Source organism: Streptococcus equinus, assembly GCF_900101445.1.
In the GTDB taxonomy this organism is placed as follows: domain Bacteria; phylum Bacillota; class Bacilli; order Lactobacillales; family Streptococcaceae; genus Streptococcus; species Streptococcus equinus_B.
In genome coordinates this window covers 32,308-44,672 of record NZ_FNKE01000003.1, presented here as the reverse complement: position 1 = coordinate 44,672, position 12,365 = coordinate 32,308, and the positions used below count along the sequence as shown (strand labels likewise).

The following is a 12,365-nucleotide window of genomic DNA, read 5'->3' as shown; positions in this document are numbered from 1 at the left end:
AGTGTATAATAAGCGTATGAAACGTAATTTTGAATCAGTAAAACGAATTGTTATAAAAATCGGGACAAGCTCCCTTGTTATGCCAAATGGCAAAATAAATCTTGAAAAAATCGATCAACTGGCCTTTGTTATCTCTAGTTTGATGAATAAAGGAATGGAAGTTGTCTTGGTATCATCTGGTGCCATGGGATTTGGACTTAATGTTCTTAACATGGACAAACGTCCGACAGAAATTGCACGCCAACAAGCGGTATCAAGTGTCGGTCAGGTGGCCATGATGAGCCTTTATTCACAAATTTTTTCACACTATCAGACAGAAGTCAGTCAGCTTTTGATTACACGAGATGTTATCGAATATCCTGAGAGTTTGGCAAATTTCACTAACGCCTTTGAGACGCTTCTTTCAATGGGAATTGTTCCAATCGTTAATGAAAATGATGCCATCAGCGTTGATGAAATGGATCATGCCACAAAATTCGGTGATAATGACCGCTTATCTGCCATTGTTGCTAAAGTGACTAAAGCTGATTTGCTAATCATGTTGTCAGATATTGATGGGCTTTATGATAAAAATCCAAATGTTTATGAAGATGCGAAACTTCGTGAGCATGTTAGTGAAATCACTGATGAAATCATTAAATCAGCTGGCGGTGCAGGTAGCAAATTTGGTACTGGTGGCATGCTTAGTAAGATTAAGAGTGCTCAAATGATTTTTGATAACAACAGTCAAATGATTTTGATGAATGGAGCTAATCCACGTGATATTTTACGTGCTCTTGATGGTGCTAATATTGGAACATGGTTTTCACAATCTAAGTAATTAAGGAGGTCTTGAGATGGGCTATATTGATGAACTAGGGAAAAATGCAAAAACAGCTTCTCAAAGTTTGGTAAAACTTGGAACAGCAGAGAAAAATCGAATCTTGGGTCTTGTTGCGAAAGCTTTGCTAGCAGAAACTGATTTTATCCTGCAAGAAAATGCGCGTGATGTTGAAAAAGCGCAAGAAAATGGAATTTCACCGGTTATGGTAGACCGTTTGCGCCTTGATGCTAAACGCATTGAAGGTATTGTAGAAGGTGTTCGTCAAGTAGCTGATCTTCAAGATCCGATTGGTCAAGTTGTTCGTGGCTACACAAATCTTGATGGCCTAAAAATTGTGCAAAAACGTGTTGCGCTTGGTGTCATTGCTATGATTTTTGAAAGCCGTCCAAATGTATCTGTCGATGCTTTTAGCCTTGCTTTCAAGACAAGTAATGCCATTATTTTACGTGGCGGTCGTGATGCTATTCATTCAAATACTGCACTTGTAACAGTTATCAGAAAAGCTCTAGCTAAAGAAGGGCTTGACCAAAATGTGGTTCAATTAGTCGAAGATACTAGCCATGCTGTTGCTGAAGAATTAATGCAAGCTGTCGATTATGTTGATGTTTTGATTCCACGTGGTGGCGCACGCTTGATTCAAACAGTTAAAGAAAAATCTAAGGTTCCAGTCATTGAAACTGGAGTTGGAAATTGTCACATTTTCGTTGACGAAACAGCTGATTTGGATATGGCAACTAAGATTGTCATCAATGCCAAAACGCAACGACCAAGTGTTTGTAATGCAGCTGAGAGTCTTGTAGTTCATGAAAAAATTGCAGAGCAGTTCTTGCCTCAATTAGAAAAAGCTATTAACAAGGTTCATCCAGTGGAATTCCGTGCAGACCAAAAAGCGCTAGCTATTTTTAAAGATGCAAAGGCAGCAAGTGAGGAAGACTTTGCAACAGAATACAATGATTACATCATGTCTGTTAATGTGGTGTCTTCACTCGATGAAGCTATTGATTGGGTAAATCACTACACAACCCATCACTCTGAAGCGATTGTGACAAAAAATCTTGAGAACGCCGAACGCTTCCAAGATGAAGTGGATGCAGCAGCAGTTTATGTGAATGCCTCAACACGATTTACAGATGGATTTGTCTTTGGCTTGGGAGCAGAAATTGGAATTTCTACCCAAAAAATGCATGCGCGTGGTCCAATGGGCCTAGAAGCATTAACAAGCACAAAATTTTACATTAACGGTAAAGGACAAATCAGAGAATAATTTATTTTCTTTCGGAAATGAGTTCATTTTTCAAATAAAAAAGAGCCAAGTGTCTCAAATATGGGACGCTTGGTTTTTCTATTTCTCCTCATCTTTTAAGGAAGAATCTTTCTATTTGTGTTATAATGAAAGGTATGACAAAAGACTTTCATCATATTACAGTACTTCTACATGAAACCGTTGATATGCTTGATATCAAGCCAGATGGAATCTATGTAGATGCAACGCTTGGAGGAGCAGGACACAGTGAATATCTCCTCTCTAAGCTTGGCCCGAATGGTCACCTCTATGCTTTTGACCAAGACCAGACGGCTATTGACAATGCACAAATTCGATTAAAAGATTATATTGAAAAAGGACAAGTCACTTTTATCAAGGACAATTTCCGCAATCTTGCTTCAAATTTAGCAATGCATGGAGTAACTGAGATTGATGGTATTTTATATGACCTTGGGGTGTCAAGTCCGCAACTAGATGAGCGTGAGCGTGGATTTTCTTATAAAAAGGATGCTCCGCTTGATATGCGTATGAACCGTGAGCAAGATTTAACGGCTTATGATGTGGTGAATACTTACGATTACCATGATTTGGTTCGTATTTTCTACAAATACGGTGAAGATAAGTTTTCAAAACAAATTGCGCGCAAAATTGAACAAGCTAGACAAGAAAAGCCGATTGAAACAACGACTGAATTGGCAGAAATCATCAAATCAGCTAAGCCTGCTAAAGAGCTTAAGAAAAAAGGGCACCCTGCTAAGCAAATTTTCCAAGCCATTCGTATCGAAGTTAACGATGAATTGGGAGCAGCAGATGAGTCTATCCAACAAGCGATTGACTTATTAGCAGTTGATGGTCGTATTTCTGTGATTACTTTCCACTCGCTTGAAGACCGTTTGACAAAACAATTGTTTAAAGAAGCGTCTACAGTGGAAGTTCCAAAAGGTTTACCTTTTATTCCAGATGATATGCAGCCAAAACTTGCTCTTGTAAATCGTAAACCGATTTTACCAAGTCAAGAAGAGTTGGAAGCCAACAATCGTTCTCACTCAGCAAAATTGCGCGTGGCTAGAAAGGTTCGTAAGTAATGACTGATAAACACCGTAACGAAGCCATTGCTAAGGCTCTTAGACGTCGTATTCGAAAATTTTCACGCATCGAAAAAGCTTTTTATGGTTCCATCATTTTAACGGCTATTACCATGGCGATTAGTATTATTTACCTTCAAAGTCGTAATCTTCAAGTACAACAGCAAATCACTGACTTAAATAGTCAGATTACTGAAGTACAGACAAATTACGACAATGCTAAACAAGAGGTCAATGAACTGTCAAGTCGTGACCGTGTTGAGCAAATTGCCCAAAATGCTGGTTTAACAAGCCAGCAGGATAATATTAAACAGGTGGAGTAGTCTATGAAAAAATTAATGAATCGTTTTTTAGACTATGTGGTAAAGGACAGACGCACACCCGATAAAAATCGCGAGCGTGTTGGTCAAAATCTAATGATTTTGGCAGTCTTCCTTTTCTTTGTGTTTATTATCAATTTCGCGATTATTGTGGGAACAGATACCAAGTTTGGTCATAATCTATCTAAAGAAGCCTCAGATGTTTACCAACAAACAGTGACGGTCCAAGCTAAACGTGGTACGATTTATGACCGTAATGGTGTTGCACTAGCTGAGGATTCGACAACTTATAGTGTTTATGCTATTATCTCGAAATCTTATGTGTCAACAACTGGTGAAAAACTCTACGTTAAAAAATCTCAATACGATAAAGTTGCTGAGATTTTGAATGCCCAAATCGGTATTGATAAAGACGAAGTCTTAAAACAATTGAATCAAAGTGGGCTTTTCCAAGTGTCATTCGGAAGTTCAGGGTCTGGTTTATCATACAGTAAGAAATCAGAAATTGAAACAGCTATGAAGGATGCTGGAATTAAAGGAATTGGATTTGAATCAACACCTGGACGTATGTATCCAAATGGTGTCTTTGCTTCACAATTCCTAGGACTTGCCCAATTAAAAGAAAATAAAGATGGTAAAACATCAAGCCTTGTCGGAACATCAGGTTTAGAAGCCTCATTGAACGATGTGCTATCAGGGACAGACGGAAAAGTAACTTACCAAAAAGATAAAAATGGTAACTTGTTACTCGGTACAGAAACAACCGTTAAACGAGCTGTTGATGGAAAAGATGTCTACACAACACTTTCTGAACCATTGCAATCTTATCTTGAGTCACAAATGGATATTTTCCAAAATGATGCTCAAGGTAAATATGCCAGTGCGACAGTGGTTAATGCTAAAACAGGAGAAATCTTAGCAACCACACAACGTCCAACCTATAATGCACAGACAATGGAAGGTTATAATGAAGATAACCTTAAGACATGGAATACCATTCTCTATCAAAGTTACTATGAACCAGGGTCAACCATGAAAGTGATGACACTTGCTTCAGCTATTGATGATGGTATCTTCACGCCAAACGAAGTCATTTCAACTATCAATGGTATTACAGTCGCTGACACAAAAATCAATGACTGGAACGTCAACGAAGGTAATACTTCTGTTCAATATATGACGTATGCTCAAGGGTTCGCTTGGTCAAGTAACGTTGCCATGACAAGTCTTGAACAAAAAATGGGTAATGATAAATGGCTAAACTACTTGTCTAAGTTTAAATTCGGTTACCCAACACGTTTTGGAATGGTCAATGAAGGTAGCGGTCTGTTGCCATCAGACAATGAAGTAACCATTGCCATGAGTGCTTTCGGTCAAGGTATTGGTGTGACACAAGTTCAAATGCTTCGTGCCTTTTCTGCGATTTCTAATAAAGGGGTTATGCTTGAACCACAATTTATTAGTCAAATCTATGACCCAAATAATAATACAGCCCGTAAAGCGTCAGCTGAAATCTCTGGTAAACCTGTCTCAGAAAATGCTGCTAATCAAACACTTGATTATATGGTAACGGTTGGTACAGATTCACAATTTGGTACCTTGTATGATAGCACGGAAGGGGCACCGGTTATTCAAGTCGGTGATTACTCAGTTGCCGTCAAATCTGGTACAGCCCAAATTGCCGCATCTGCTGAAGAAGGTGGAGGATACTTGACTGGTGATAATGACTACATCAACTCTGTTGTTGCTATGGTGCCATCAGATGATCCTGACTTTATCATGTATGTTACCCTTCAACAACCAACAACGACTTTTAAACGTAGTTTCTGGAAAGATGTAGTTAATCCAGTGCTTGAACGTGCCATGATGATTAAGGACACTTTGACAAGTACAGCCGTGACTGGTACAGATACAGAAACTAAATACCAATTGAAAGATTATATCGGAAAAGCACCTGGTGATACCGCTCAGGAACTTCGTAATAATCTTGTTCAACCAGTTGTCGTTGGTTCAGGTAGCAAAATTAAGAAAATGTCTAAAAAAGTCGGAAGCAATCTTTCACAAAATGAACAAGTGCTACTTTGGACAGGAAAATTAAAAACAATGCCAGACATGTATGGCTGGACGAAAGAAAATGTTGAAAAATTTGCGAAGTGGACTGGAATCAAAGTAACCATTAAAGGCTCTGGTTCAAAAGTCACTAAGCAAAGTGTCGATACCGGAAAAGATATTGACAAAGTCAAAAAAATTAAAATTACTCTAGGAGACTAAACTAAAATGTTTTTAAGTTTAATTGCAGGTATTGTCGCCTTTGCCTTGACAGTATTTGCTATGCCGCATTTTATTCGTATTTATCAATTGAAAAAAATTGGTGGGCAACAAATGCACGAGGATGTCAAACAACATTTAGCTAAAGCCGGAACACCAACAATGGGTGGGACAGTCTTTCTAACAGTTGCCATTCTCGTTAGTCTTGTCTTTAGTTTCTTTATCGAAAGACAAGCTGGTGCTTCAATGGGAGCAACCGTAGGAATTTTAATGGTTCTTTTGATTTATGGAATTGTAGGATTCCTTGATGATTTCTTGAAAATCTTTAAACAAATCAATGAAGGTTTAACACCTTGGCAAAAAATGAGCTTGCAAATTATTGGTGGTTTGATTTTCTATTTTGTTCACGTGCGTCCAAGTGGAACAGATGATTTGAATGTCTTTGGATTTGATTTACACCTTGGCGTGCTTTATGTTGCCTTTGTTCTTTTCTGGATTGTTGGATTTTCAAATGCGGTTAACTTGACTGATGGGATTGACGGTTTGGCTTCAATTTCAGTAGCTATTAGTTTGGCAGCTTACGGAGTTATCGCAGTTGTTCAAAAACAATTCGATGTTCTCTTGATTATTGTTACTATGATTGGTGCTTTGTTTGGTTTCTTTGTCTTTAACCATAAACCAGCTAAAGTCTTTATGGGTGATGTGGGAAGCTTGGCATTGGGTGCTATGCTTGCCGCAATTTCAATTGCCCTTCGTCAAGAATGGACATTGCTAATCATTGGTTTTGTTTACGTTTTTGAAACAGCTTCAGTAATGCTTCAAGTATCTTACTTCAAATACACTAAGAAAAAATATGGTGAAGGTCGTCGTATCTTCCGTATGACACCATTCCACCATCATTTGGAGCTTGGTGGTTTGTCTGGAAAATCAGAAAAATGGTCTGAATGGAAAGTTGATGCTTTCTTGTGGAGCGTTGGAGCTATTGCAAGTATCATCACATTGATTTTCCTTTATGTTTTATAATAGTGAAAGCGAGTTGAGACATTCTCAGCTCGTTTTTTTACTTCTTAAAGCGCATAGTGCTTTGCTTTAATCCCCCTTTTAATGATATAATAGAAAGGAATGAAAAAATTCACCTAGCAATACTGGCTAGGGATGAAACGATAAACAGATATAGAGAAATTTCAAGTAACACTTGATGAGATAAGAAATTGAGGTAAAACATGTCTTTTAACGATTTTAATTTTAAGCCCTACATCCGTGAGGCACTCGCAGAGCTTAAATTCAAAAATCCGACAGAAGTGCAACAAAAATTAATTCCTGTTGTACGTTCAGGTCGTGATTTGGTAGGTGAATCAAAAACTGGTTCAGGGAAAACACACACTTTCTTGCTACCAATCTTTGAAAAATTGGATGAAACAAGCGACAACGTTCAAGTTGTTATCACAGCACCAAGCCGTGAATTGGCAACACAAATCTATCAAGCCACAAAACAAATTGCAGATAAATCTGAAACAGAAATCCGTGTAGCAAATTATGTTGGTGGGACAGATAAACTTCGTCAAATTGAAAAACTAAAATCATCTCAACCACATATCGTCATTGGAACACCGGGTCGTATCTATGATTTGGTTAAATCTGGCGACCTTGAAATCTACAAAGCACACACTTTTGTCGTTGATGAAGCTGATATGACCCTTGATATGGGCTTCCTTGATACGGTTGATAAGATTGCTAGCACATTGCCAAAAGATGTTCAAATTTTGGTCTTCTCAGCAACTATTCCACAAAAATTACAACCATTCTTGAAGAAATATTTGACAAATCCTGTCATGGAAAAAATCAAGACAACAACTGTTATCGCAGATACTATCGATAATTGGTTGGTATCAACTAAGGGTCGTGATAAAAATGCTCAAATTTTGGAAATCACAAAAGCTTTTAACCCATATCTTGCTATGATTTTTGTGAACACTAAAGAACGTGCAGATGAATTGCATAGCTATCTTGTGTCAAATGGTTTGAAAGTGGCTAAAATTCACGGTGGTATTCCACCACGTGAACGTAAACGTACGATGAACCAAATCAAAAAATTGTCTTACGAATACATCGTGGCAACTGATTTGGCAGCGCGTGGGATTGATATTGAAGGGGTTAGTCACGTTATCAACGATGCGATTCCACAAGATTTGTCATTCTTTGTTCACCGTGTTGGACGTACAGGACGTAACGGTTTGAATGGTATTGCCATCACACTTTACCAACCAAGTGACGATTCAGATATTCGTGAACTTGAAAAATTGGGCATTAAATTCGTACCAAAAATGCTTAAAAATGGTGAATTCCAAGATACTTACGATCGTGATCGTCGTGCCAACCGTGAAAAATCATATCAAAAACTTGATACTGAGATGATTGGTTTGGTTAAGAAGAAAAAGAAAAAAATCAAACCTGGTTACAAGAAAAAAATTCAATGGAAAGTTGACGAAAAACGTAAACGCGAACGCCGTGCCGCTAATCGTGCTAAAGGTCGTGCAGAACGTAAAGCAAGAAAACAAACTTTCTAATATCAAAAATAGTCTGAAACAAAAGTTTCAGGCTTTTTTTTTTAGGTTCAAAAAAAGCATAGAATACCGTGTCAAGAACTTAGCTTGATTTCATGATAGTTTTTCTCTATCATGGCCATAGAAAATATATATTGGGCAGGCGCCTTTAAGTTTGGTAGACTGTAACAAAGATGATTAGAAAAGAGGAAGAGAGATGAAAAAGACAAACATTTTGACAGTAGCCTTTTTAGCGATAGTTACTTTGGTGCTTTCAGCTTGCTCAACTCAGACGCAATCAGGTGGCAAAAAGGTCATCAAAGTAGCAACCGACTCAGATACAGCACCATTTACTTATAAGGAAAATAAAGCCTTTAAAGGTTATGATATCGATGTGGTTAAAGCTATTTTCAAAGACTCAAAAGAATACAAAGTAGAGTTTGTGACAACAGCTTTTGATTCTATTTTAACGGGTGTGGATGCTGACCGTTATCAAATTGCGGCAAATGATTTTAACTACAATGAAGAACGTGCCCAAAAATACCTTTTCTCAGATCCAATTTCACACTCAAACTATGCAATTACGAGTGCTGAAGGGACAAGCTATGATAGTTTAGATGATTTATCAGGCAAAAAAACGGAAGTCATTTCAGGGTCAAACTACGCTCAAGCTTTGGAAAAATGGAACAAAGATAATCCAGATAAAGAACCGATTAAAATCAAGTATGCAGCAAGTTCAACTGGTTTAACGACACGTGTTCAACACATTGAAAATGGAACGATCGATTTTATTCTTTACGATGCCATTTCTTCAAATTATTTGGTTGAGGACCAAGGCTTTAATTTAACAGTAACTAATGTTAAAGAAAAAGTTGGTGGTGAAAATGATGGACTAGAATATCTCTTGTTCGCTGATACTAGTGATGGTAAAGAACTGCAAGCATTCGTTAATAAACGCCTTAAAACTCTAAAAGAAGATGGAACATTAGCTGAATTAAGTCAAACTTACTTTGGCGGTGATTTTGTCTCATCAGTTAAATCTTAAAAGAAGGAGTTTCCATGTCTTTTATAACACTCGCAACTGGCTTATCTTGGTATGATAAGTTAGTTGAAAAAATCCCTGAAGGTCAGCTTTTTAGTTGGCGTGCGGTCTTTGATGCTATCCCTGATTTGTTGGGACATTTGCCAACAACTCTCGGCTTGACTTTGGCAGGTGCTTTCTTTGGTTTGATTTTAGCTTTAGTCTTTGCTATTGTGAAAATCAATCGCCCAAAGGTTTTATATCCTATTCAAGCTGTTTTTGTCAGTTTTTTACGTGGAACACCGATTTTGGTTCAGTTGATGCTGACTTACTACGGCATCCCACTCTTTTTAAAATTTCTTAAACTAAAATACGGTTTTGACTGGAATATTAATGCCATTCCTGCCTCAGTTTTTGCTGTGACAGCATTTGCTTTTAATGAAGCTGCCTATACTAGCGAGACCATTCGTGCGGCTATTCAAGCTGTAAACGTTGGTGAAATCGAAGCTGCGCGTAGTCTTGGAATGACTTCGTTTCAAGTTTATCGCCGTGTGATTATTCCAAATGCTGCGGTGATTGCCACACCAACATTGATTAACAGTTTAATTGGTTTGACCAAAGGAACATCGCTAGCCTTTAATGCTGGGATTGTTGAAATGTTTGCCCAAGCTCAGATTTTAGGTGGGTCAGATTACCGTTACTTTGAACGATATATTTCGGTCGCTCTGGTTTACTGGGTTATCAGCATTATCATCGAACAAATTGGTCGTTTAATTGAGAAAAAAATGACTATTGATACACCAAAAATAAGCCAAGATACGATAACAGGAGATATTCGCTAATGATTAAGATTTCAAATTTAACAAAAGCATTCTCTGGTCAGAAGGTTTTAGATGGTTTAGATGTGGCTATTAAAAAGGGTGAAGTCTTAGCTCTTGTTGGAGCATCTGGAGCAGGAAAGTCAACGTTTTTACGTAGCTTGAATTATTTAGAGCAAGCTGACTATGGGAGCATTGCTATTGATGATTTCAAGGTTGATTTTCAAAACATCACCAAAGAAGAAGTGCTTGAGTTGCGTCGAAAACTGGCTATGGTTTTTCAGCAATTTAACCTTTTTGAACGCCGCACTGCACTTGAAAATGTCAAAGAAGGCTTAAAGATTGTCAAAAAACTATCAGATGCTGAGGCAACTAAGATTGCTAAAGAGGAATTAGCTAAAGTTGGTTTGTCTGATCGTGAGAATCATTACCCAAGGCATTTATCAGGCGGGCAAAAGCAGCGCGTGGCTTTAGCGCGAGCTCTTGCCATGAAACCTGATGTCCTTCTTTTAGATGAACCTACTTCTGCCCTTGATCCAGAGTTGGTTGGAGAAGTGGAAAAATCAATTGCAGATGCTGCAAAAGCAGGACAAACTATGATTTTGGTGAGCCATGATATGAATTTTGTTTATCAAGTGGCTGATAAAGTTCTTTTTTTGGATAAGGGACGCATTCTTGAAGCTGGTCGACCAGAAGAGATTTTTAAACACCCCAAGGAAGCAAGAACTAAAGAATTCTTTGCAAATTATACAAAAACGTATATTTAAAGACACAGATTTGATATAATAAGAGCTGAAAGTTTTTTTCAGCTTTTTTAGAGCAAAATAGAATACGAGTGCAAGGTGAAATATGTTTTTAGAAATTTTTAGTCTCTATATTCAGGGATTACTTTTATCAATTATCAGTGTTTTTTTAGTTGGTGTTTTTTGGAATTTTTGGCGAGCTAGACGCAAATATGATAAAACAGCCAAAGAACGCCAAGCTTTTTTGTATGATATTTTGATGATATCTATTATGGTCATTCCAGTTCTTTCTTTTGCCTTTATGGCCATTTTATTGATGTTTAAAGCATAATAATTGTGTTTTAGAGATGAGCTTGATAGAATAGAAAAATAATCGATAAAACGAGGTAAAAAATACATGTACGATACATTAATTATTGGTTCAGGTCCTGCAGGGATGACTGCTGGACTTTATGCCGCACGTGCTAACTTGAAAGTTGGTATTATTGAACAAGGTGCTCCTGGTGGGCAAATGAATAATACATCAGAAATTGAAAACTACCCAGGTTACGATCACATTTCTGGACCAGAATTGTCAATGAAAATGCACGCACCGCTCGAAAAATTTGGTGTGGAAAATATTTATGGTATCGTTAAAAGCATTGAAGATGATGGCGATGTTAAACGCGTCATCACTGAAGATGCTACTTATGAAGCTAAGACAATTATTTTGGCAACTGGTGCTAAAAACCGTGCCCTTGGCGTAGCTGGTGAAGAAGAGTACACAAGCCGTGGGGTGTCATACTGTGCAGTTTGTGATGGAGCTTTCTTCCGTAACCAAGATTTATTGGTTGTCGGTGGTGGTGACTCAGCTGTTGAAGAAGCTGGTTATCTAACACAATTTGCAAAATCAGTAACGATTATTCACCGTCGTGATGAACTACGCGCACAAAAGATTTTGCAAGACCGTGCTTTTGCTAACGAGAAAATCAATTTCATCTGGGATTCTGTTGTCAAAGAAATCAAAGGAAATGACATCAAGGTTTCAGGTGTTGTTGTGGAAAATGTTAAAACTGGTGAAATCAGTGAACATGAGTTTGGTGGTATTTTCATCTACGTTGGTGTTGACCCAGTTTCAAAAATGGTTGAAGGACTTGGCATTACAGATGAAGCTGGTTGGGTTATCACAGATGACCACATGAAGACAGCTATTCCAGGTATCTTTGCCATCGGTGATGTGCGTAAGAAAGAACTTCGCCAAATCACAACAGCAGTTGGTGATGGCGCTATTGCCGGACAAGGTGTTTACCAATATATCGAAAATATGAAATAACAGAAAACCGAGATTCCCTCTCGGTTTTTTTAGTGGCTGAAAAGCTAGAAAGACTGTGAAAAACTTTTCTGAAAGTCAGATTTTTTTCAAATCTTTGCGCAAAACCTCACAAAGTTTTAGCCAGTCTCTCGTAATTGTGCTATAATATGGGGGATAATTAATCTTTTG

Annotated in this window: 12 protein-coding genes; all 12 read left to right on the top strand. The window is 37.8% G+C overall.

Annotation, left to right across the window (positions count from 1 at the left end):
* Positions 1 to 16: 16 nt before the first annotated feature.
* The 12 genes from proB to trxB all read left to right on the top strand — a co-directional run bounded on the left by proB (position 17) and on the right by trxB (position 12,197).
* The gene (proB, locus tag BLR83_RS08820) at positions 17 to 820 is read left to right on the top strand and encodes a glutamate 5-kinase (protein ID WP_039695915.1); all 804 of its coding nucleotides are present in this window, start codon (positions 17 to 19) and stop codon (positions 818 to 820) included.
* Between the two features lie 16 nt (positions 821 to 836).
* The gene (locus BLR83_RS08815; RefSeq protein ID WP_074561304.1) at positions 837 to 2,087 is read left to right on the top strand and encodes a glutamate-5-semialdehyde dehydrogenase; all 1,251 of its coding nucleotides are present in this window, start codon (positions 837 to 839) and stop codon (positions 2,085 to 2,087) included.
* A gap of 134 nt (positions 2,088 to 2,221) precedes the next feature.
* The gene (gene rsmH, locus BLR83_RS08810; protein ID WP_039695993.1) at positions 2,222 to 3,172 is read left to right on the top strand and encodes a 16S rRNA (cytosine(1402)-N(4))-methyltransferase RsmH; all 951 of its coding nucleotides are present in this window, start codon (positions 2,222 to 2,224) and stop codon (positions 3,170 to 3,172) included.
* Positions 3,172 to 3,495 carry a cell division protein FtsL gene (gene ftsL / locus BLR83_RS08805; protein WP_074482658.1) on the top strand — a complete coding sequence of 108 codons (324 nt, stop codon included), beginning with the start codon at positions 3,172 to 3,174 and terminating at the stop codon, positions 3,493 to 3,495. Before rsmH ends, ftsL begins: the two co-directional genes overlap by 1 nt.
* A 3-nt stretch (positions 3,496 to 3,498) precedes the next feature.
* Positions 3,499 to 5,763 carry a penicillin-binding protein PBP2X gene (gene pbp2X, locus BLR83_RS08800; protein WP_074561303.1) on the top strand — a complete coding sequence of 755 codons (2,265 nt, stop codon included), beginning with the start codon at positions 3,499 to 3,501 and terminating at the stop codon, positions 5,761 to 5,763.
* 6 nt (positions 5,764 to 5,769) lie between these two features.
* Entirely contained in the window at positions 5,770 to 6,783 is a 1,014-nt protein-coding gene (mraY, locus tag BLR83_RS08795) for a phospho-N-acetylmuramoyl-pentapeptide-transferase (protein ID WP_074561302.1), read from the top strand.
* 200 nt (positions 6,784 to 6,983) lie between these two features.
* Positions 6,984 to 8,327, top strand: coding sequence for a DEAD/DEAH box helicase (locus tag BLR83_RS08790; protein ID WP_074561301.1), 1,344 nt, complete (start codon positions 6,984 to 6,986; stop codon positions 8,325 to 8,327).
* Positions 8,328 to 8,520: 193 nt separating this feature from the next.
* Positions 8,521 to 9,348, top strand: a complete 828-nt coding sequence (locus BLR83_RS08785; protein WP_074561300.1) for a transporter substrate-binding domain-containing protein — start codon at positions 8,521 to 8,523, stop codon at positions 9,346 to 9,348.
* Positions 9,349 to 9,362: 14 nt separating this feature from the next.
* The gene (locus BLR83_RS08780) at positions 9,363 to 10,166 is read left to right on the top strand and encodes an amino acid ABC transporter permease (RefSeq protein WP_074561299.1); all 804 of its coding nucleotides are present in this window, start codon (positions 9,363 to 9,365) and stop codon (positions 10,164 to 10,166) included.
* Entirely contained in the window at positions 10,166 to 10,909 is a 744-nt protein-coding gene (locus BLR83_RS08775) for an amino acid ABC transporter ATP-binding protein (RefSeq protein WP_074561298.1), read from the top strand. Before BLR83_RS08780 ends, BLR83_RS08775 begins: the two co-directional genes overlap by 1 nt.
* Positions 10,910 to 10,991: 82 nt before the next feature.
* The gene (locus BLR83_RS08770) at positions 10,992 to 11,216 is read left to right on the top strand and encodes a DUF4059 family protein (RefSeq protein ID WP_039695906.1); all 225 of its coding nucleotides are present in this window, start codon (positions 10,992 to 10,994) and stop codon (positions 11,214 to 11,216) included.
* Between the two features lie 66 nt (positions 11,217 to 11,282).
* Positions 11,283 to 12,197, top strand: a complete 915-nt coding sequence (gene trxB, locus BLR83_RS08765; protein ID WP_074561297.1) for a thioredoxin-disulfide reductase — start codon at positions 11,283 to 11,285, stop codon at positions 12,195 to 12,197.
* Positions 12,198 to 12,365: the final 168 nt, after the last annotated feature.